Annotated in this window: 19 protein-coding genes; 8 read left to right on the forward strand and 11 right to left on the reverse strand. The window is 64.1% G+C overall.

Going from position 1 to position 21,365, the window contains the following annotated elements; translation table 11 throughout:
* Positions 1-115: 115 nt before the first annotated feature.
* Positions 116-925: a class I SAM-dependent methyltransferase gene (locus NGR_RS05320; RefSeq protein WP_015887217.1), complete on the reverse strand. Its 810-nt coding sequence runs from the start codon at positions 923-925 to the stop codon at positions 116-118.
* 102 nt (positions 926-1,027) lie between these two features.
* Between NGR_RS05320 and NGR_RS05325 the strand changes: the two genes are divergently transcribed.
* From NGR_RS05325 to NGR_RS05340, 4 genes are read left to right on the forward strand one after another with little or no spacing between them, the layout of a single operon-like run.
* A complete protein-coding gene (locus NGR_RS05325; protein ID WP_015887218.1) occupies positions 1,028-2,161 on the forward strand; it encodes an ABC transporter substrate-binding protein in 1,134 nt (377 codons plus the stop codon).
* Between the two features lie 52 nt (positions 2,162-2,213).
* Positions 2,214-3,350, forward strand: a complete 1,137-nt coding sequence (locus NGR_RS05330; protein WP_015887219.1) for an ABC transporter substrate-binding protein — start codon at positions 2,214-2,216, stop codon at positions 3,348-3,350.
* A complete protein-coding gene (locus NGR_RS05335; protein ID WP_015887220.1) occupies positions 3,347-4,417 on the forward strand; it encodes a FecCD family ABC transporter permease in 1,071 nt (356 codons plus the stop codon). Before NGR_RS05330 ends, NGR_RS05335 begins: the two co-directional genes overlap by 4 nt.
* Entirely contained in the window at positions 4,411-5,172 is a 762-nt protein-coding gene (locus NGR_RS05340; RefSeq protein ID WP_015887221.1) for an ABC transporter ATP-binding protein, read from the forward strand. Before NGR_RS05335 ends, NGR_RS05340 begins: the two co-directional genes overlap by 7 nt.
* 36 nt (positions 5,173-5,208) lie before the next feature.
* Here NGR_RS05340 and NGR_RS05345 read toward each other — a convergent pair whose 3' ends face one another.
* The 6 genes from NGR_RS05345 to NGR_RS05370 form a co-directional block, all read right to left on the reverse strand.
* The gene (locus NGR_RS05345) at positions 5,209-6,255 is read right to left on the reverse strand and encodes an ABC transporter ATP-binding protein (RefSeq protein ID WP_015887222.1); all 1,047 of its coding nucleotides are present in this window, start codon (positions 6,253-6,255) and stop codon (positions 5,209-5,211) included.
* 22 nt (positions 6,256-6,277) lie between these two features.
* Positions 6,278-7,999 carry a GH32 C-terminal domain-containing protein gene (locus tag NGR_RS05350; RefSeq protein WP_015887223.1) on the reverse strand — a complete coding sequence of 574 codons (1,722 nt, stop codon included), beginning with the start codon at positions 7,997-7,999 and terminating at the stop codon, positions 6,278-6,280.
* Between the two features lie 3 nt (positions 8,000-8,002).
* On the reverse strand, positions 8,003-8,896 hold the full coding sequence (locus tag NGR_RS05355; protein WP_015887224.1) for a carbohydrate ABC transporter permease: 894 nt from the start codon (positions 8,894-8,896) through the stop codon (positions 8,003-8,005).
* On the reverse strand, positions 8,889-9,827 hold the full coding sequence (locus NGR_RS05360) for a carbohydrate ABC transporter permease (protein WP_015887225.1): 939 nt from the start codon (positions 9,825-9,827) through the stop codon (positions 8,889-8,891). Before NGR_RS05360 ends, NGR_RS05355 begins: the two co-directional genes overlap by 8 nt.
* Positions 9,828-9,926: 99 nt before the next feature.
* On the reverse strand, positions 9,927-11,219 hold the full coding sequence (locus NGR_RS05365) for an ABC transporter substrate-binding protein (protein ID WP_164923892.1): 1,293 nt from the start codon (positions 11,217-11,219) through the stop codon (positions 9,927-9,929).
* Between the two features lie 43 nt (positions 11,220-11,262).
* Complete coding sequence (locus NGR_RS05370) at positions 11,263-12,267, reverse strand: LacI family DNA-binding transcriptional regulator (RefSeq protein WP_015887227.1); 1,005 nt, start codon at positions 12,265-12,267, stop codon at positions 11,263-11,265.
* A gap of 355 nt (positions 12,268-12,622) precedes the next feature.
* Here NGR_RS05370 and NGR_RS05375 point away from each other — a divergent pair, with 355 nt between their 5' ends.
* Positions 12,623-13,990 carry an NfeD family protein gene (locus tag NGR_RS05375; protein WP_015887228.1) on the forward strand — a complete coding sequence of 456 codons (1,368 nt, stop codon included), beginning with the start codon at positions 12,623-12,625 and terminating at the stop codon, positions 13,988-13,990.
* A gap of 14 nt (positions 13,991-14,004) precedes the next feature.
* A complete protein-coding gene (locus NGR_RS05380) occupies positions 14,005-14,778 on the forward strand; it encodes a slipin family protein (RefSeq protein ID WP_015887229.1) in 774 nt (257 codons plus the stop codon).
* A 39-nt stretch (positions 14,779-14,817) separates the two neighbouring features.
* Here the strand turns inward: NGR_RS05380 and NGR_RS05385 are convergent, their stop codons facing one another.
* Positions 14,818-15,207: a hypothetical protein gene (locus NGR_RS05385; protein WP_015887230.1), complete on the reverse strand. Its 390-nt coding sequence runs from the start codon at positions 15,205-15,207 to the stop codon at positions 14,818-14,820.
* A gap of 292 nt (positions 15,208-15,499) precedes the next feature.
* Between NGR_RS05385 and NGR_RS05390 the strand changes: the two genes are divergently transcribed.
* On the forward strand, positions 15,500-15,958 hold the full coding sequence (locus tag NGR_RS05390) for a pyridoxamine 5'-phosphate oxidase family protein (protein ID WP_164923893.1): 459 nt from the start codon (positions 15,500-15,502) through the stop codon (positions 15,956-15,958).
* Positions 15,959-15,977: 19 nt separating this feature from the next.
* Here NGR_RS05390 and NGR_RS05395 read toward each other — a convergent pair whose 3' ends face one another.
* Positions 15,978-16,961 carry a zinc-dependent alcohol dehydrogenase family protein gene (locus NGR_RS05395; protein ID WP_164923894.1) on the reverse strand — a complete coding sequence of 328 codons (984 nt, stop codon included), beginning with the start codon at positions 16,959-16,961 and terminating at the stop codon, positions 15,978-15,980.
* A gap of 129 nt (positions 16,962-17,090) precedes the next feature.
* On the opposite strand from NGR_RS05395, the gene NGR_RS05400 reads away from it, so the two are divergent.
* Positions 17,091-17,555: an NUDIX domain-containing protein gene (locus tag NGR_RS05400; protein ID WP_015887233.1), complete on the forward strand. Its 465-nt coding sequence runs from the start codon at positions 17,091-17,093 to the stop codon at positions 17,553-17,555.
* Positions 17,556-17,564: 9 nt separating this feature from the next.
* On the opposite strand, the gene NGR_RS05405 is transcribed toward NGR_RS05400, so the two are convergent.
* Both NGR_RS05405 and NGR_RS05410 read right to left on the reverse strand, forming a co-directional pair.
* Positions 17,565-18,734: a siroheme synthase gene (locus NGR_RS05405; RefSeq protein ID WP_015887234.1), complete on the reverse strand. Its 1,170-nt coding sequence runs from the start codon at positions 18,732-18,734 to the stop codon at positions 17,565-17,567.
* Complete coding sequence (locus NGR_RS05410) at positions 18,706-21,363, reverse strand: nitrate reductase (RefSeq protein WP_015887235.1); 2,658 nt, start codon at positions 21,361-21,363, stop codon at positions 18,706-18,708. The genes NGR_RS05405 and NGR_RS05410 overlap by 29 nt, the downstream gene beginning before the upstream one ends.
* Between the last annotated feature and the right edge of the window lie 2 nt (positions 21,364-21,365).

Here is a 21,365-nt window from a genome sequence, read left to right on the forward strand (position 1 = left end):
GCTCGGTTGGGCGATGTCGGGGCAATTTGCTGACCATTGCGCGGCAGCTTTGTGGCCCCGAAGCTCTCCCGGCGTGGAATCGAAATACATCTAGTGGTAGCGGGCGCGGCTGGCCTCAGGCCGTGCGCTTGCTTGCGCGGATTGCGTAGCGGTGCTGGTTGCGCCGCGCGAGCCCCTTGAAGAAGTTCCAGTTCTTCGCTTGCATCCGGTGGATTTCGCCGAGATCGGTGTCGACGACAATATCCGTGAAGCCGGCGGCCTCAAGAAGCTCGACAACGGCCTCGGCGCGTGCCCCGTTGGCGAAATGGACGCGGGAGAGGATGTTGCGATGGGTTTCCATCATCTCGCGCGAGTGCATGGGTGCGTCCGGCTTGAAAATCCCTGCGCTCTGTCCCCAGGCGCTGAATTTCGAGAACAGCCGTTCCAGCGCACCGGTATTGACGAAATCGCCGTCGACGATCAGAAGCGTGCCGCCGGGCTTCAAGACGCGCAGCCACTCGGCAAAGGCTGCGGCCGGATCGACCAGCGTCCAGACCAGATGCCTGTTGACGATGACGTCGTAGCGGTCGTCCGGCTCCATGGTGCTTTCCGCATCGCCGATGCGGAAGGATATGGCGCGTTTGCGGCTCTTTGCCTTCTGCCGCGCCCGCTCGAGCATCGGTTCGGCCCAGTCGAGGCCGGTGACCTTGAAGCCGAGGTCGTCGAGCAGGTGCGAGATGACGCCCGTGCCGCTCGCGAGGTCGAGTGCGGCGCGTCCGTCGCCGCGGCCAAGATGGCGCAGGAAAAGCCGGTGCCAGGCGGATCGCTCTTCTTCGGAGAAGATCTCGTGACCCGGAGAAAGATCGAAGGTGGCGGCACGCTCCGACCAATAAGCCTTGATTTCATCGCGAAGATCGTAGTTTTGCCCCGCCGCCACGTTACTCATTTCTGCCGAGTCCTTCTGTTTGGAAGGGTTCTAAAAGATATATGTTGACTGGTAAAGTCATGAAATATTAGAAGGCAGCGTTTTCCAACGGAGCAGGGATCGATGAAGGTTTTCAACAGGGTGGCCGCGGCCGCCGCGGGCCTTTGCGTGCTTTTTTCGAGCGCCGCACTCGCCGACACGATCAAGGTGAAGGACATCACCGGCCGCGAGGTCGAGGTCAATGTGCCGGTCCAGCATGTTATCCTCGGCGAAGGACGGCAGATCTATTTCGTCGGCGCGCTCGACAAGGCCGAGCCCTTCAAGCGCGTCGTCGGGTGGCGCGACGACCTGGCGAAGGCCGACCCGGAGACCTATGCTGCCTATCTCGCCAAGTACCCTGACATTGCCAAGCTGCCGGCCTTCGGTGGCGTGAAGGACGGCACCTTCGACATCGAACAGGCGGTGGCGCTGAAGCCCGACGTCATGCTGATGAACGTCGATGCGAAGACCGCGACGGAAGAGGCGGGCTATATCGAGAAGCTCGAGAAGGTCGGCATTCCGCTCGTCTATGTCGATTTCCGCGAAAAGCCGATGGAAAACACCGAACCGAGCATGCGCCTGATCGGCAAGCTGTTCGGCGAGGAAGAAAAGGCCGAGGAGTTCATCAAGTTCCGCGCCGACAGCATCGCCAAGGTGACGGACGTGCTGGCCAAGGCCAATCCGAAGAAACCGCTCGTCTTCGTCGAGCGCGCCGGCGGCTATTCCGATGATTGCTGCATGTCCTTCGGCGACGAGAATTTCGGCAAGATGGTCGAGTTCGCCGGCGGTATCAACATGGCGAAAGACATCATCCCCGGCACCTTCGGCACCGTCAATCCGGAACAGATCATCGCTTCGAACCCGGACCAGATCATCATCACCGGCGGCAACTGGGAAGGCTACGTGCCGGGCGGCAACTGGGTCGGCGTCGGTTATGGCGCCGATGAGAAGGAGGCGTTCCGCAAGCTCGAGAACCTGACGAAGCGCCCGGCCTTCACCGATGTGAAGGCGGTCAAGGAAGGCAATGTCCACGCGATCTGGCACCAGTTCTACAACAACCCCTACCAGTTCGTCGCCATCCAGCAGATCGCCAAGTGGCTGCATCCGGACCTCTTCAAGGACCTCGACCCGGGGGCGACGTTCAAGGAATTGCACGAGCGTTTCCTGCCGCTTCCCTACAAGAGCGGCTACTTCGTGTCGCTGAATGTCGGCGAGTAAAAGTCCGGATCGGAGAGCGAAAGCCCTCCGAACGCGTTTAGCGAGGGTTGTCATGCGGATGCTGAAGGATGTGGTCCTGGCAGTTGTCGCCGCGGTCATTGCCGCGGCGCCGGCCGTTGCGTCGGAAATCACCGATGTTACCGGCCGCAAAGTCGAGATCGAGCTGCCGGCCAAGCGAATCCTGCTCGGCGAGGCGCGCCAGATCCATGTTGCAGCGGCGCTCAAGGGCGAGCACGTCTTCGACACGATCGTCGGCTGGCGTGACGATCTGATCATGAAGGATCCGGATTCCTACGACGGCTATCGCGAGCGCTTTCCGGCGATCGAGAAGCTGCCGCGCTTCGGCTATATCCCCAGCGGCGACTTCAGCCTTGAGGCGGCGATCGCGTTGAAGCCGGACGTGCTGACGCTGAACCTCGAAGCGCGAGATGCCGTCGAGGAGTCGGGCTTTATCGAGAAGGCGGCTGCGGCCGGCATCGCCGTCGTCTATCTCGACTTCCGCGTCGATCCGGCCAAGAACAGCGAGAGATCCGTCGAGATCCTCGGCCAGATTTTCGGGGCGGATGCGCGGGCAAAGGAATTCATTGCCTGGCGTCGCGATCAGATCGCCGTCGTCACCGATCGCCTCGCCAAAGCCGGCGCGATTGCGCGACCAAAGGTGTTTATCGAGCGCTCGCCGGGCATCACCGGCGAGACCGCCTGCTGCCGGACTTTCGGGCCGGCGAATTTCGGCGAGATGGTGGAGAAGGCCGGCGGCCACAATATCGGCGCCGACGTGATCACCGCGACTTTCGGCGACCTCAATCCCGAGCAGCTCGTCGTCGCCAATCCGGACCATGTGATCGTCACCGGCAGCAACTGGTCGGCCGAGTCCGACGTCAACCAGTTCGTCGCGGTCGGCCGTGGCGCCGATCCGGCCGCCGCGCGGGAGCGGCTGAAGGGGCTGATGCAGAGGCCGGCCTTTGCGATGCTCGACGCGGTCAAGGCGGGCAGGGTGCATGCCGTCTGGCACCAGTTCTACGGCGCACCCTATGAATTCGTGCCGATCCAGCAATTCGCCAAATGGTTCCATCCGGAGCTTTTCGCCGATATCGATCCGGACCGGACCTTCCGCGAGTTCCACGAGAAGTTCCTGCCGATCGCCTACCGGCCCGGCTATTTCGTCTCGCTTTCTGACGGGGGTGAATGATGGTAGCCATCGCCGATGAAATCTCCCGTGTCGAAGGGGGCGGTCGTTACCGCGCCCTCGTTGCGCGCCGGCTGCTGATGCTTTTGGCCCTTATCGCCGCTCTGTTTGTCTCGGTTGCGATCGACATGGCTCTCGGCCCGGCCAACTATCCGCTTGCGGACGTCCTGACGGCACTGTTCAGCTCCGAGACGGTGAGCGACCAGCTGCGCGTGGTGATCTGGGACATCCGCATGCCGATCGCGCTGATGGCGGTGACGGTCGGCGCTTCGCTGTCGGTCGCCGGCGCGCAGATGCAGACGATCCTCGCCAATCCGCTGGCGAGCCCGTTCACGCTCGGGATTTCGGCGGCGGCCGGCTTCGGCGCCGCTCTCGGTCTCGTCGCCGGCGTCGCGGTCTTTCCCGTCGCCGTTCAGTACATGGTACCGCTCAACGCCTTCCTGATGGCGATGCTGGCGGCGCTCTTCATCCATTTTGCTTCCACCATGCGCGGCGTCACGGTCGAGACGATCGTGCTGCTCGGCATCGCCCTTGTCTTCACCTTCAACGCGGCGCTCGCGCTGCTCGAATATCTTGCCTCGGAACAGGCGCTCGCGGCCGTCGTGTTCTGGACGATGGGCAGCCTCACCAAGGCAACCTGGCCGAAGGTCTGGATCACCGCGGCCGTGCTGGTTTTTGCCGTGCCGCTCTTTGCCCGTCATGCCTGGGCGCTGACGGCACTGCGGCTCGGCGACGACAAGGCGGCGAGCTTCGGCATCAATGTCCGGCGGCTCAGACTCGAGACGATGCTGACGGTCAGCCTGCTGGCGGCGATCCCGGTCTCCTTCGTCGGTACGGTCGGCTTCGTGGGTCTCGTCGGCCCGCACATCGCCCGCATGCTGGTCGGCGAAGACCAGCGTTTCTTCCTGCCGGCTTCGGTGCTCTGCGGCGCGCTTCTGCTTTCGACGACGTCGGTCGTCAGCAAGATGATCATTCCGGGCGCGGTGCTGCCGATCGGCATCATCACCGCACTCGTCGGCGTTCCCTTCTTCTTCGTCTTGATCTTCACCAACAGGAGGCGGGCATGGTAGCGCTGCAGCTCGACAAGGTCGGCGCCACCTACGGGCGGCGAACGGTGCTGACGGGCATTACAACGGGAGAGCTCCGAGGCGGGCGCCTGACCGCCGTCATCGGCCCGAACGCGGCGGGCAAGTCGACGCTCTTCAAGCGCATCGCCGGTCTCGCAGCTGGCCCGGGTCTCGTCCATCTCACCGATACGGAAAAAGGTCCGCAGACGATCTGCTACATGCCGCAGGACACCGGCGCCAACGCGGTGCTGACGGTCTACGAATCCGTCCTCCTCTCGGCCAAGCAAGGTTCCGGCTGGAAGGTGAAGGACGACGAGCTTGCCGAAATCGACCGGGTGCTGGCGGCCTTGAGGATCGACGACCTGGCGTTTCGCGGCCTCGGTGAATTGTCCGGCGGCCAGCGGCAGCTCGTATCGATCGCCCAGGCGCTGGTGCGCAAGCCCGAGGTTCTGTTGATGGACGAACCGACATCGGCGCTCGACCTGTTTCGCCAGATCGAAGTGCTCGGCTTCATGAAGCGCTTGTCGGCCCAGTCCGGCATGGCGGTGCTCATTGCGCTGCACGACTTGAACCACGCGCTTCGCTATTGCGACGACACGATCGTCATCAGTGGCGGCTCGGTGGCGGCAAGCGGCCCGACGGAGACGGTGATCACCGCCGACATGCTGAAATCCGTCTATCGGGTCGAAGCCCGCGTCGAGGCCTGTTCGCTCGGCCGGCCGGTGATCATCGTCGACGATTCCATTCCAGTTCGGTGATCTGGCGGCACGACTTTCGCGCTTCAAGGAAACGCGTCAGTTGACGCGAGTCCCCTGCACGGAAAACAGGTGCAGTTTCGCGAGATCCGGGGCGACATGCACCGGTTGGCCGGGTTCAAGATCGACGCGGTCCCGCAAGACGAGGTTGGCATCCGCCGGTCCGAGCTTCACGAGCACATGCGTTTCGGAGCCGGTCGGCTCGACGACGACCACGGTCGCCGGCACGCCGCTCTGGGTGATGGCGAGATGTTCCGGGCGGATGCCGTAGGTCGCGGCCGGCGCCCCCTGATAGCCGCCCGGCATCGGCAGAAAGACGCCGTCACGCGTGACGAATCCCCCGTCGGCGATCGAACCTTCGAACAGGTTCATTGCCGGCGAACCGATGAAGGTCGCGACGAAGGTGTTTGCCGGCCGGTCGTAGAGCTCGAGCGGCTTGCCGATCTGCTCGACATTGCCGCCGCGCATGACGACGATCCGGTCCGCCATGGTCATCGCCTCGATCTGGTCGTGGGTGACATAGACGGTCGTCGTCTTCAGGCGCTGATGCAGGTCCTTGATCTCGGCCCGCATGGTGACGCGCAGCTTGGCGTCGAGGTTCGACAGCGGCTCGTCGAACAGAAAGACCTGCGGGTGGCGAACGATCGCCCGCCCCATGGCGACGCGCTGCCGCTGGCCGCCGGAAAGCTGCTTCGGCAGGCGGTCGAGCAGCGGCCCGAGCGCCAGGATGTCGGCCGCCTCGCGCACGCGCTTTTCGATCGCCGCCTTGCCTTCGCCCTTGAGTTTCAGTGCGAAGCCCATGTTCTCGGCAACCGTCATATGCGGATAGAGCGCGTAGCTCTGGAACACCATGGCAATGTCCCGTTCCTTCGGCGCGACGTCGTTGACGAGACGGCCGCCGATGCGGATCTCGCCACCGCTGATGTCCTCAAGCCCGGCGAGCATGCGCAACAGGGTTGACTTGCCGCAGCCGGACGGCCCGACGAGCGTGACGAACTCGCCGTCCTCGATGTCCATGGAGACGCCGTGGATCACCGGGACGGCGCCATACTGCTTGCGGACCTGTTCGATCGTGACGGATGCCATGCATTCCTCCCTTTCTCGTCGTTCAGAGCTTGAGCTGCCAGATTTTGGCGCTCGCAATGTTGCCTGCCGGCGCGTTGAGGCGCGCCGAGCGAACGCCCTCGAAGCCGGGCAGTCGCTTTGTCCCCGTCCAGCGGCCGTTGTCGGCAAAGACCTCGATCGAGCCCTTGTCCAGGAATACGCGGAGCGTCGAGGGGCGTGCGCCGGCAGCGATGTAGCGGGGCAGCCATTTGCCGTCCGGCACGTCGTAGAGGATGCTCAACCCTTCCGGGTCGAGACGGAGGCCGAGTTCGACGTCCGGGTGGTCGAATTCGAGATCGAAGGTCGCGCCGGCTGCCGCAAGATCGATGATGATCTCGACGGCGCCGTTGCCGAGCTCGACCTTTTCGCCAGTCGTGAGCCGGCTCTCGTCGAGAAGCTGCTGGCGCAGGCTTTCGGTGGCCTCGACCGGCGGCGTCAGCAGCGCGCCCTCCTTGAAAAGGACGCGGCGCGGCAGCGTCATGGCCGTCGGAAAGTCGATCTTCTTGGAGATTTCCGTCCAGTTGGCAAGCCAGGCGATGCCGACCGGCTCGGACTGGTCGACGAAGGCCTGGAAGGCGTAGGCATCGGTCCCGAAATCGAGTTCCTGTTCGAATTCCTTGACGAAGCCCCGGCCATCGAAGCGACCGACTGTCGCGATGGTGATATTGCGGCGGCCGGTCGTCGGGTCGCGGCTGGTCAGGAGACCGAAGATCAGCGCCCAGCGGGTCTGCGGGTCATCCACCGACCCGTCGAGCGGCACGATGCAGGGGCATTCGGCGGCCGTCATGCCGAAACGGTTCTCGCGGTGCAGGATGCCGACGAAGCTCCAGCCGCCTGCGGCATCCGGATCGGCCGTCTCGTAGAGCAGGATGACGCCGCCGGCGTGATCGCGGCTGCCGAGAAGCATCTTCCAGCGTCCGTCCGGGCCCTTCAGTACATAGGGATCGCGAAAATCCATCGTCAGGTCGAGGCCGGCCGGGCGCTCGGGAAGAATGATCTCGGCAGGGCCGGCGGTGATCTGGTCGCGGGTCACAGCTGTCAACTGGATCTGCTCGTCCGGCAGGCGATCCTTGACCTGCTCGGTGAAGAAGATGCGGATGCCCGGTTCCTCTCCGGCAAGCGGTATGGCCGAACCGGAAAAGGCCCCGCCGCGGCCGTCGTCGCGCGCCGAAAGCTCCGCCGAAGGGAACAGGAAGACCGGCAGGTGTCTCCAGTGCAGATAGTCGTCGGAGACCGCGTGGCCCCAATGCATGGTGTTCCAGCGCAGGCTGTGCGGATAGTGCTGGTAGAAGAGGTGGACCTTGTCGGCAAAGCGGCCGAAGCCGTTCGGATCGTTCATCCAGCCGAAGGGCGGACGGAAATGATAGCTGCCGGGGACGGCTGGCGCGGCATTCTCTTCGCCGCCATGGAGCACCTGAATGCCCTTTTCCAGCACCTCGTCATTCGAGAAGGCATAAACAACCGAGACGGCCGTCGTCGCGGCATCGTAGGCGAGGGCCGTTTCTCCGCCGGCCTCGAGCACCAGGGTCTGGAGCTCGAATTCCTCCGAATTGTCGGCGGTGAGCCGGCCGATTTCGCGCCCTGCCTGGCTGGCACGCAGCTCGGCCGGCGTCCCCGCCCGCGCCGCCTTCAGCCAGGCATGGATTGTCGCGCCGGCGGGAAGAGCGGCGCTCAGCGTCCTGTCGCTGCTGCCGAGAAGCGAGGAGGGGTTTGCATGGCTTGTCATTGATCAACCTTTCACGGCGGAGCCAACGAAGGAACTTACGAACCAGCGTTGGAAGGCGAGGTAGAGGGCGAGGATCGGGAGCATCATCAGCACCGAGGCCGCCATGGCGCGATCCCAATAGATGCTGTCCTGACCGAAGAAGGTGGCGATGGCGACGGCGATCGGCCGCGCGTAGTCGGTCTGCGTCACCAGGATCGGCCAGAGATACTGGTTCCAGGCCTCGATCCCCATGAGGATCGACACCGTGGCGAGCGCTGGCAGGCTGAGCGGGAGGAAGATCGAGCGGTAGATGCGGAACACCGAGGCGCCGTCCATCTCGGCCGCTTCGAAGAGCTCCTTCGGGAGCTGTGCGAAGAACTGGTAGAACAGGAAGATGTAGAGCGGGCTGGCGACCCAGGGGATGATCTGTACGGCGAATGTGTCGGTCATGCCGGCGCGCGATACCATGATGACGAGCGGCATGATGATGCTCTCCTGCGGGATGACGTAGAGTGCGATCACCAGCGACAGGATCAAGGCGCGGCCGCGCAGCGATCCCCAGGCGAGCACGAAGCCGGCCATGGAATTGACGATGAGGCCGGCGCCGACGGTCGCGGCCAGGATGATCAGCGAATTCAGGAGATAGCGGCCATAGGCGAGTTCGCCCGAAAGATTGCCGACCTCCGCGAAGTTCGAGAGCGTCGGGTTCGACACCCAGAAGGCGCGAAAGCTGCCCATGTCGGCGAGGATCTGGAAGCGATCGTCCTTCAGACTGGCGACGAGCAGCATGAAGAGCGGTGAGATGATGACGAGGGCGATGACGAGGATGCAGGCGGTCTGCACGAGGCGCAGCGAACCGATCGCGGAGCGCTCACGCTTCACTTCCATCTGTGTTGCGGAAAGGACGAGATCAGACATCGAAACGCCTCAGAAGCTGGCGCTGCAGGAGCGCGATGACGAGAACGATGAGGAACAGAATGACCGAGACGGCCGAGGCGAGCCCGAGCTTCTGCTCTTCGAAGCCGGTGCGCACCATGTAGTGCACCACGGTTTCGGTACTGCTTTTCGGTCCGCCCTGGGTGAGGACTGCGACCTGGGTATAGAGTTTGAAGGCCTGGATCGTCGTGATGACCAGCACGAAGACGTGCGTCGGCCGCAAGCCCGGCATAGTCACATGCCAGAAGCGCTGGAAGGCATTGGCGCCGTCGATCCGGGCCGCATCGTAGAGCTCGTCCGGAATGCCCTGCAGGCCGGCAAGGTAGACGATCATCTGGAAGCCGTAGGCCTGCCAGGCGGATAGGAGCACGATCGAGAACATCGCCCAGTTGGGGTCACCGAGCCAGTCGATCGGCTGGATGCGGCCGGCGGAAAGGAAGCCGAGTATCTGATTGAGCGGCCCGGTCGGATATTGGAAGAGGGTTCCCCAGATAACGCAGACGACGACCATCGAGGTGATGGCGGGAAGGAAGAACATCCCCCGGAAGACATTGCGGAACGGCAGCTTCTGGTGAAGCAGCAGCGCGGTCGCGAAGGCGAGACCGCATTGCACGGGGATGACCCAGAAGGTGAAGCGCGAGACATTCCAGAGCGAGGTCCAGAAGAGGTCGTCCTTCAAGATGCGCAGGAAGTTGGTGAGGCCGATGAAGCGGACCGGCGTTGGGCGCGGCACCAGCGGCTGGTTGGTCATCGCCGTCCAGAAGGACAGAAGAAAGGGTACGACCAGGAAAATCGTCAGTAGCACCACCGCCGGCGCCAGCATGCCGATCTCCTGGAACAGGCGGCCCCTGTCCCTGCGCCGGGCGGGGCGCGCCACCGCCGTTGCCGGCAGCGCCGGTTGCTGCAAGGTCATGATCTCCTCCTCCATCAACTGCGTAAATTGGTCGCCGCAACCAGTGGGCAACCGCGCGATAGGGCGCGGTCGCCCGCTAGATCACATCCCGCTCTAGCGTTACTGCTGTTCGTCGAAGGGCGGGTAGCCGTCGTTTTCCTCGATGTCCTCGTCGATCTTCTCGGCCGCGGCGGTCAGCGCCGCCTTGACATCGCCGCCGTTGAAGATCTCGTCGACCGCGCCCATGAAGGCCGAGGTGATCGCCGGATAGGCCGGATGCGGCGGCCGGGCAATCGCGGTCTTCGAAGCTTGCTCGAAGGCGACGGCCATCGGACCGCCGGCACTGTACAGCGGCGAATCCGCAGCGAAGCTCTTCAGCCCGGGATAGGCGGAATCCTCTCGCGCATAATCGCGATACTGCTTGTCCTTCAGCATGAAGCTTACGAACTTTCCGGCAATGTCCGGATGTTCCGAGGCGGTCGTGATGCCCCAGATCCAGGTGCCGTTCGGGCTTGCGCCCTTCGGTCCGAATTTCGGCAGCGGCATCACCACGATGTCATCCTTCATCGTGGCGGCGGCTTCCGCATAGATCCAGTGGCCGCCGAAGGCGAGGGCGGCCGGATGCCCCTCGGCAAAGAACTGGTTGGTGCCGGAGGATTGCGGCACGACCCAACCGTTCTTCACCCAAGTCTGCATCATCGTCAGCGCCTCGACGCAAGGGTCGCTGTCGAGCGTCCCGACGGATTTCCAGGTCTTGCGGTCGATCAGGTCGCAGCCCGCCGATTGCAGGATCGGGCCGTAGGCGTAGGTGATCCATTCGGTCTTGATGCCATAGCCGCGGAAGGTGTCGATCGGCCACTTGACGCCTTCGAGCTTCGAGAGCTTCCCGAGGTAGCCTTCGAATTCCTCCCGCGTCCAGGCGTCGTCCACGCCCTTCGGAATGCGGGCGCCGATCGCTTCCAGATATTTCCTGTTGCCGTAGAGGACGACGGAGGAATCGGTGAGGCCGACGGCGTAGAGGTCCTTGTCGATCGGATAGGTGCCTTGGGCGATGTTGGACTCCGTCATGTCGTCGAGGATGTCCTTGTCGATCAGAGGCTTGATCGGCTGCAGGTAGCCCGACCAGACATAGTTCGCGAGGAACGGCGCATCGAGTTCCATGACGTCCGGCAACTGCTTGGACATGACGGCGGCGCTGAACTTTTCGTTATAGGCGTCGTGCGGTGCATAGATCAGTTCGACATCGACGTCAGGATTGGCCGCCTCGAAACGCTTGGCGACGTCGCCATAGGTCGTGACCCAGCCAGGGTCGCCCTGATGCATCACCTGGATGACCGTCCTCGCCTCGGCATGGGCCATGACGACGCCCAAGGCCGCGGACGCTACGAGTGCTTGAAGTAAACGTTTACCCATCATTGTCATACTCCTCCTCAACGGGTTTGCGCAGCTGTTGAATTCAGACGGAAGACCGTTCCACCAATTGGAACGGCAACTTTCGCACCTCCCCGGGCACCGCATCGCTCGAAAGCAGAATGTCGGCCGCCATCCGGCCCATGGCGCGATGCGGCAGGGCCATGGTTGTCAAAGGCGGATCGAGGCGCGAGGCGATATCGAGCTGGTTGTCGAAACTCGCGACCGCGACATCGTCCGGGATCTGCGCGCCGATCCGGCGCAGCGCCCCATAGACCTCCATCGCGACACGGTCGTTGCCGCACAGGATCGCATCGGGGCGGCTGGGTCCGCTCATCAGTTCCGTGACATGCGAAAGGACAAGGCTCGGCGCCCTGTCGCTGTAGATCGCCCGGCGCACTGCCGGCAGGACTCTTTCTCCGGATCCATTGAGCCCGGCCTCGCTCATCGCCTGGCGAAAACCGGCAGCGCGCAGCTCGCCGGCAAGCAGGCCGGGCAGGTTGATGAAAGCGATGCTGCGACGCCCGGCGTCGATCAGGTAGCTGGTAATCTCGTGTGCGGCGCCGATTTCGTCGGGCACCAGCGAAGTGACGCGTTCATTCGCCTCGCGACAATTGATCATCACGCCGACGGTGCCGGCAAATTCCTCGGGCAGCGAGACGGTCTTGTGATACATCGCCGCATAGGCGATCGCCCGCGGGCGGAAGCGGCGGACTTCCTCGACCACCGAGGCAACGTCACGGCGGCCGGACAGCGTCATCGCGAAGACGGCCATATCCGAGGCCCGGGCGGCGCCGTCGAGGCCGCGGATGATCTCGGTCGCGAAGGGCGAGGTTATCAACTCGTCGGCGACGACGCCGATCAGCGGCATCCAGCCCTGTCGCATGCTGCGCGCGGCGAGGTTGGTGACATAGCCGAGCTCCTCGGCAATTTCCTTGATCCGCTGCCGCGTCTCGTCCGACATGCGCGCCGAACCGCCGTGCAACGCCCCGGACACGGTCTTGACCGAAACGCCGGCGCGTTCGGCTATGTCGCTCAGCGAAATGGTCACGAGAGGTCCCTTGGGTTAACGATTACTCATCATTACCATTGCCACGTGACGGCTGTCAATCCGCGCCAGGCATACGATGTTGGCTTCCACGTGCCGACGCTGTCAAATGCGCCGCGGGGGCCGCATACAGGTCGCTCGATCGAGGCTTGTCCGAATTGCGGAATGCCTCCCCGAGCAAATGCAGATGCAACTTCTGCGGCAGAGTACCGGGGCTATATCTCTTACGCTTTTCCCCATTCTAACCTATATTAGGAGGCGTGAATTTCGACGAAAGGTAGAGAGCGGACAGAAAGAGCCCTGCGTGGATCCATCTTCCCGCTTCGCCCGGTAGCGAAACCAGAGGCTTTGACGGAGAATGTCCCGAATCCTCACGCTGGTGCTGTTCCTGCTGTCGGCTTTCGCGTTGCCAATTTCGTCTGTGTCCGCGGCCGAGCGGGTTGCCTTGGTCCTGCATGTCAACGGTGCGATCAGCCCAGCGACGGCGGAGTATGTGATCCGGGGACTGCAGCGGGCCGAGGATCGCGGCGTCGCGCTGGTGGTGCTGCAGATGGATACCCCCGGCGGTCTCGACACGTCGATGCGCGACATCATCCGCGCCATCCTCGATTCCTCCGTGCCGGTGGCCAGTTTCGTCGCGCCGAGCGGGGCGAGGGCGGCGAGCGCCGGGACGTACATCCTTTACGCCAGCCATGTGGCGGCAATGGCGCCGGGGACCAATCTGGGCGCCGCGACACCGATCGCCATCGGGGGAGGGCTGTTCGGCGGTGACGATGAAAGTGAAAAGGAGAAGCCCGCCGACCAAGGAAAGCCCGACGTTCCCAAGCCGCCGTCGAGTGCCGGCGAGGCAAAGCTGATCAACGATGCGGTGGCCTATATCCGCGGCCTTGCCGAGTTGCGCAATCGCAATGCCGATTGGGCCGAGAAGGCGGTGCGCGAGGCCGCAAGCCTTTCTTCGCCGGCGGCGGTACGAGAGAAGGTTGTCGACTTCACCGCCGTCTCAATCGAGGACCTCCTCAAGCAGGCTCATGGCCGCACGGTTCGCATCGGTCAGACCGACAGCCGGCTCGATACGACGGGACTTGCCGCTGAAGACCTCCTGCCCGACTGGCGCACGCGGCTCCTCTCGGTGATCACCGATCCGAATGTCGCGCTGCTGCTGATGGTCGTCGGCATTTATGGGTTGATCTTCGAGTTCCTGACGCCCGGCACCGTCGTGCCGGGTACGATCGGCGGCATCTGCCTGCTGCTCGGTCTCTATGCGCTGGCGGTCCTGCCGGTAAGTTATGCCGGCATCGGTCTGATCATTCTCGGCGTGGCGCTGCTGGTGGGAGAGGCGCACGCGCCGTCCTTCGGCGTCCTCGGGCTCGGCGGCGGCGTTGCGATCGTGCTCGGTGCGGCCATCCTGTTCGATACCGACGTGCCCGGGCTGCAGGTGTCCTGGCCGGTTCTCGCCGGCGTGGCGATCGCAAGCTTCGCCTTCAGCCTCATTGTCGCCCGCCTCGCCTTCGTGTCCCGCCGGCACAAGGTCGCCACGGGCGCCGAGCAGATGATCGGTATTCTCGGCAAGGTTGATACCTGGACAGGGGCCGGAGGTTACGTCATCGCGCACGGGGAGCGCTGGAGAGCGGTGAGCGGCGAGCCGCTCGGCCCCGGCGAGGACGTGATGGTGATCGGTCGGGACGGCTTGACGCTCGAGGTCGAGCGCCGGGCAAAACGAAGCTAGAAGTGGAGGAGTTGATGCCCTTTGTTGGAAGTCTCGTTCCGCTCGCCGCGGCACTGTTTTTCCTGCTGATCGTCATCGCCTATGCGATCCGGATCCTTCGGGAATACGAGCGCGGCGTCATCTTCACCCTCGGCCGCTTCACCGGCGTCAAGGGACCGGGTCTCATCCTGCTTCTTCCCTATGTGCAACAGATGGTGCGCGTCGATCTCAGGACGCGCGTCCTCGATGTGCCGAGCCAGGACGTCATCTCGCATGACAACGTCTCGGTCCGCGTCAGCGCGGTCATTTATTTCCGGGTGATCGATGCGGAGAAATCGACGATACAGGTCGAGGACTTCATGGCGGCGACGAGCCAGCTTGCCCAGACGACGCTGCGATCGGTGCTCGGCAAGCATGACCTCGACGAGATGCTGGCGGAACGCGACAGGTTGAACGACGACATCCAGAAGATCCTCGACGTGCAGACCGATGCCTGGGGCATCAAGGTCGCGACCGTCGAGATCAAGCATGTCGACATCAATGAATCGATGATCCGGGCGATCGCCCGCCAGGCGGAAGCCGAACGCGAGCGGCGCGCCAAGGTGATCAACGCCGAGGGCGAGCAACAGGCAGCCGCAAAACTGCTCGAGGCGGCGCAAATCCTCGCCCGCCAGCCGCAAGCCATGCAGCTGCGCTACCTGAGCACGCTCAACGTCATCGCCGGCGAGAAGAACTCGACGATCATCTTTCCCTTCCCGATGGAGATCGCCGAAATGCTCGCGGCCAAGACCGGACGCTCTTCGGAATGACAGCAGCGAGGCGCGACCGGCGGCAGGACCGCCGCGGCGTCACATGACCATCTGCCGCGCCAGTTTCTCGGTCAGTTCCTCCTGTTCTTCGCTGACGCGCTTTGCCGCCTGGGTGGCAAGCTGTGCGCCCATCTGCGTGAACCGCTCCGCCTCGTCGGAATAGTCCTGGAAGGCGTTGCGCCAGAAGCTGCAATAGAGATCGAAGCCGTCGCGCGCATAGTCAGACGCGAGCAGGTCCTCCCAGAGTTGCAGGTGCTGCTCGCTCCGGCTCTGCATGAAGGTGAGCGCCTCGATCTGGCCGCGCAAGGCCGTTTGCAGCATGTCCGCCTGGAAGCGCGCCGCCGACAGCATCAGCGATCGACCTTCAGGCCCCACGGGCCATCGAGGCCACGTTGCGGGTGCAAGTGTGTCGGATATTTTCTTCGACATCGCAGAACCTCCTTTTCTGCAGCATCTCGCTGTATCATCGCAAACCGAAATCATGCGTGACGACTGATCGCGTCGTTCGGAAAATGGTGGGCGCCCTCTACGCGGGCGGATTGGCGGTGCCTTTTGAGTGCCAAGCTAAGGTGGCCAGTCCGTGCGATCATTGATCCGTATCAATCGCAATCGCAACGACCTTCGCCGCAGCACACCTCAGGTCTTGACCTCGGTCAAGGCCAGTCCGGCACTCGGGCGCCAGACTAGAGCATTTAGATCGCTTGATGAAGGGACTTACATCATGTTCATCAGGGAAATGACCGAAGAGGAGTGCATCGCCGTCGTCAAGTCCGGGCGGCTCGCCCGGCTCGCGTGCTCGAAGGACGACCGGCCCTACGTCGTTCCGATCCACTACGCCTATGCCGGACGGTGCCTCTATAGCTTCTCGATGCCGGGCCGGAAGATCGAGTGGATGCGGGCCAATCCGCGTGTCTGCGTGCAGCTCGATGCGTTTTCAAGCGCGCAACAGTGGAAGAGCGTGCTCCTCTACGGGCAGTATCAGGAGCTTCCGGAGACGGCGCAATGGCATAACGAGCGCCTGCACGCCTGGTCTCTTCTTCAGGAACATGTCAACTGGTGGGAGCCTGGTGGTTTGAAGCCGGGACTCCAGCAGACGCTCGGCGCGTCGCCGCACGTGTTTTACTGCATCGGCGTCGACGAGATGACGGGGCGTGCCGCCGTGGCGGAAGATAGGGGCTGAACCACCGTGCGTCGCTCGCTTACGGCACGAGCACCGCGGCGCCCTTCAAGCGGCCGGCGCGCAGGTCATCGAGGGCGGCATTTGCCTTGTCGAGCGGATAGACGGTGGTTCGGGTTTGCACGCCCGCCCCGGCGGCGATCGCGAGGAACTCGCGGGCGTCCTGGCGCGTCAGGTTAGCAACTGACAGGAGCTCGCGCTCGCCCCAGAGCGCCGCATAGGGCATGGCAGGAAGGTCGGTCATATGAATGCCGCCGCAGACGACACGCCCGCCCTTGCACACCGCCTTCAGTGCAATCGGCACGAGGTCTCCAACCGGGGCGAAGATGATCGCCGCATCCAGGTGCTCCGGCGGCGCTTCGTCCGAAGCACCCGCCCAGGCCGCGCCGAGATCGAGGGCGAAGCGCTGTGCCGCCGTGTCCGCGGACCGCGTGAAGGCGTAGACCGTCCTCCCCTGCCACAGGCAGACCTGGGTGATGATGTGCGCGGCGGCGCCGAACCCGTAAATGCCGATCTTCAGGCCGTCGCCGGCCCGCTTCAGCGATCGCCAGCCTATAAGGCCGGCGCAAAGCAGTGGCGCGAGCGACGCGGGGTCGCCGGCAGCGTCGAGATCGAAGGCATAGTCGGCATCCGCAACCACATGGGTGGCAAAGCCGCCGTCGCGGGTATAGCCCGTGAACAATGGACTGTCGCAGAGGTTTTCCCTGTCTGAGCGGCAATAGAAGCATGTCCGACAGGTATGGCCGAGCCACGGGACGCCAACACGGCGACCAATCCTTGTCGGGTCAACCGCGGCGCCGACCGCCTCGACGACGCCGACGATCTCGTGGCCGGGAACGAGCGGCAGCTTCGGCCGTGGCAAATCTCCATCGACCACGTGCAGGTCCGTGCGGCATACGGCGCAGGCCTCGACCTTCAGCCGCACCTGGCCGGGGAGCGGTTCCGGCAGAGGCCGCTCGACCGCCACCAGCGGTTTGCCGATTTCCTCGAGAACCATCGCCCGCATGGATGTTGGCCTGGTTGAAATGATCTGCTGTGCCACGGACATTCATCCGAAGCCGGTCGCTTCGATGATATCCTGCCCTGCCCGCCGAGGTCGAGACTGCCGTCGGCGTTATCTATCGGAGGATCGGACATGGCGAAGAAAAGCGCGGGTATCCTGCTCTACAAATACGAAGCCGGTGCGCTTCTCGTCCTGCTCGTTCATCCCGGCGGCCCCTTCTGGAGCAACAGGGACCTCGGGGCCTGGTCGATCCCGAAAGGCGAATACGAGGCCGGCGAGGAGCCGGAAGCGGCGGCGCGCCGCGAGTTTTTCGAGGAGACCGGTATTGCGGTAACGGGACCGTTGGAACCGCTTGGCGAGGAGCGCCTGAAAAGCGGCAAGCTGGTCGCCGCCTTTGCGGGCGAAAGCGAGTTCGACATCGCCAGCATTCGCAGCAACCTGTTCGAGATGGAGTGGCCCCCCAAGAGCGGGCGCATGCAATCCTTCCCGGAGGTGGATCGCGCCGAATGGTTCACGCTCGACGATGCGCGGGAAAAGATAAACGCCGCTCAAAAAGCGTTCATCGATCGCCTCGAGGCCCGGTGCAACGGACCATAAGAAGGCAACCTAATGGCCCGCGACTCGAAGACGTTGCTCGTGGGCCTGCTCGACCATGCCCGCGTCGATGATCGTCTTGGCATCGTCGTTCTCCCACGCGCCGCGGCGACGATCGGCGACGCCCGGTACGATCTCCACGGGAATGCCGAGTTTGCCAAGCCATGCAGCTTCTTGTTGGCTGTCGGCATTGGTCACCGGATCGCCCGCCTGAAGGCGCACGACGCGCTTTCCGGCTCTCGCGAGAACGTTTACCGACGCGCTTCCATCTTGAATGCCCGCGTCCCGGCTCGGTTGGCTGACCAGGATGCGCTTGGCCTCGCGCCGCGCCAGTTCCAGCACGTCGTTTGAAATCCGCTCATCGTAGAGGATGACGTCGGCCGCCTGGAGCGCCCGGACCGACTTGAGGGTCAAGAGTTCCGCATCGCCCGGGCCTGCGCCGACGATGGTGACGCGGCCGACGGGGGGGCGGGGCGTCGCCAGACGATCCATCTCCACCATCAGCCGCGCCTCAACACCCTCCTCCGGTGTATCGATAAATGCCCGGTCGACGAAACGCTCCCAGAAGGCGCGGCGCTGGACGCCCGGTTGCAGTCGTCCATTCACCCGCTCGCGGATCGCCTGGGCGATCCCAGCCCAGCGCTTGATCGCCGGCGGCAGCAGGGTCTCGATCCGCCGCCGGATCGCCTGCGCCAGGATGGGTGCCGCCCCGTCGGTCGAGATTGCCACGACAACGGGCGAGCGATTGACGATCGATCCGAACTGGAACTGGCAGAACTGCGGCTTGTCGATGACGTTGACGGGCACGCCAGCCAAGCGCGCCGCCTTGAAGAAGGCCTCGGCCCCTCGATCATCGTCACAGTCGGCGATCGCCAGCGCCGCATCGCCGAAGATGCCGTCATGCCAGGATTCGTCATGATGCACGAAGGAGCCGTCTTCATCGGCGGCGCCGCGGGCGATGAGGTCGAGAAAACCGTCGCCGAGGTCCGCATGCGATGCGTAAATGTGCACTTCGGCGCCGCAGGCCGCCAGAAGTTCGGCTTTCCAGGCGGCGCCGTCGCTGCCGCCGGCAACGACGGCCCGCTTGCCTTTCAACGACCAGAAAAGCGGCAGCGTCGCGAGCGCCGCGACGCGCTGCGGCTTCGAGGCTCGATCATTCGGCAGCGGCGGCAAGGCATGCATGGATGATCCCCCTGATTTCGGAGCGGCAGGAGCCGCAATTGGTGCCGGCGCTGGTCTTTTGACCGACCGCCTCGACGCTGTGACAGCCTTCACGGATGGCGGCGGTGATCTGGTTGACACCGACGCTGAAGCAGGAACAGACGGTCGCCCCCGGGTCGGGCTTGTCGGCACCGGGGCGGCCGGCGGCAACCGCGAAGCGCTTGCTGAGATTGGCGTGCGAAGCACTAAGCTGCGAAACCGCCCAGTTCCGCGCCACGGCGACCGGCCGGGGCGACAGGAACAGCGCGGCGAGCAACCTTTCGCCGTCGAAGAAGGCGAGGCGGAATTCGCCGGAGGTCCGGTCCGTATAGCCGATCGGGTCGATTTCGGCGGGAATTGAAAAGGCCTTCCGGCACCAGTCGATCCAATCGCCGTCCACATCGGTCTGGGCAAGCTCCATCCGCCATCCGCCCTCGGCCTTGGCAACCGCCCAATAGGCGGCGTCGAGCCCCTCGGGCTTCGTTGCCGAAACGGCGAAGCCGTATGTCTTGGCCGAGAAGCGTTTGGCCCGGACTGCGACGTTCTTCGACGCCGGCTGGCCGGAGAAGGGGTCGGTCAGAGGCGCGACGAGAGCGTCGATGCGCGCCTTCGAGGCGAATTGATCATTCCAGTGCATCGGCACGAAGAGATTGCCTTCGGCCTGGCGATCGGTGACCAGAGCCCGCACGATCGCCGCGCCAAGCGGGCTCTCGATCGTCACGAGATCGGCATCGGATACGCCGATGGTCTGCGCATCGCGCGGGTGGATTTCGACGAAGGGCTCGGCCAGATGACTGGAAAGCCGCGCGCTCTTGCCGGAGCGGGTCATCGTGTGCCAGTGGTCTCGAACCCGGCCGGTATTGAGGGTATAGGGGAAGGCCGCATCGACACGGCGCGGCTGCGGCGCCTGAACGGCGATGAAGCGGGCGCGGCCATCCGCATGGTAGAACCCGCCTTCCGCGAAGAAGCGTCTCTCCTGCGGTGCCTTGTCCTTTGGCTGCGGCCATTGGAAAGGGGCGAGAGCGTCATAGGCCGCCGTTTCGATCACCGCATGGGCGCTGATATCGAAATCGCGGCGGCCGTCGTTTTCGAAGCCGGAAAGAGCGGCGTGCTCGGCAAAGATCTCGGACTGCGACGAATGGCGGAAGGCCTCCTGAAATCCCATCCGCCGCGCGACCTCGGCGAGTTGCCACCAGTCGGCGCGCGCTTCGCCGGGCGCCGCGAGAAAGGCACGCTGGCGCGAGATGCGCCGCTCCGAATTGGTCACGGTGCCGTCCTTTTCGCCCCAGCCGAGCGACGGCAGGGCTACATGGGCGTGCCGGGCGGTATCGGTCTGTCGCTGCATCTCGGAGACGACGACGAAGGGGCAGGCCTTGATCGCCGCTTCGACGGCGTCGGCGTCGGGCATCGAGACGACCGGGTTGGTCGCCATGATCCACAGCGCCTTGATGCGGCCGTCGGCAACGGCGCGGAACATATCCACCGCCTTGAGGCCCGGCTTCGAGGCGACTGCGGGAGCCCCCCAGAAGCGCCGCACCAGATCGCGGTCGACCGACTTCTCGATATCGAGGTGGGCGGCAAGCATATTGGCAAGCCCGCCGACTTCGCGCCCGCCCATCGCATTGGGCTGGCCCGTCAGCGAGAAGGGGCCCATGCCCGGGCGGCCGATGCGGCCGGCCGCAAGGTGACAGTTGAGGATGGCGTTGACCTTGTCGGTGCCGGCGGACGATTGGTTGACGCCCTGGCTGTAGCAGGTCACGACCTTTTCTGTCGCTTCGAACAGACGAAAGAATTCGCGCAGCTGTTTTTGCGCGAGGCCCGTCGCGTCCGACAGGGCAGGGAGATCGAGACCCGAAGCGGCCTGAAGGGCCTCGGCGAAGCCGTTGGTATTGGCCGAAACATAGTCCCAGCCGATGGCGCCGCTCTCGGCAAGATGAACGAGGAGCCCGTTGAAAAGCGCCACGTCGCCGTCCGGCGCGATCGCCAGATGCATGTCGGCGATGTCGGCCGTCATGGTCCGCCGGGGATCGATGACGACGACCTGCATCTCCGGGCGGTTTGCCTTCGCCGCCGCCAGGCGCTGGTAGAGCACCGGATGGCACCAGGCCATGTTGGAGCCGGTCAGGATGACGAGATCGGCGAGTTCCAGATCCTCATAGCTGCCCGGCACCGTATCCGAGCCGAAGGCGCGCCGATGGCCGGCGACAGAAGACGACATGCAGAGGCGCGAATTGGTATCGATATTGGCGGAGCCGATGAAGCCCTTCATCAGCTTGTTGGCGAGGTAGTAGTCCTCGGTCAGCAATTGCCCCGACACGTAAAGGGCCACCGAATCCGGTCCGTGCTCGGCGATGCTTTGCGAAAATTTTTCGGCTACGAGGTCAAGTGCTTCGTCCCAACCTGCGCGGCGGCCGCCGATTTCCGGATGGAGGAGACGGCCGTCGAGATCGAGGGTTTCGGCGAGCGCCGCGCCCTTCGAGCAGAGCCGGCCGAAATTGGCCGGATGCTCGGGATCGCCCTTGACGCTGACGGCACCGTCATCACTCACGCGGGCGATGACGCCGCAGCCGACGCCGCAATAGGGACAGGTGGTCTTGACCTCGTGCGCCATGT

The sequence above is a fragment of the Sinorhizobium fredii NGR234 genome (genome assembly GCF_000018545.1).
Classification (GTDB): domain Bacteria; phylum Pseudomonadota; class Alphaproteobacteria; order Rhizobiales; family Rhizobiaceae; genus Sinorhizobium; species Sinorhizobium fredii_A.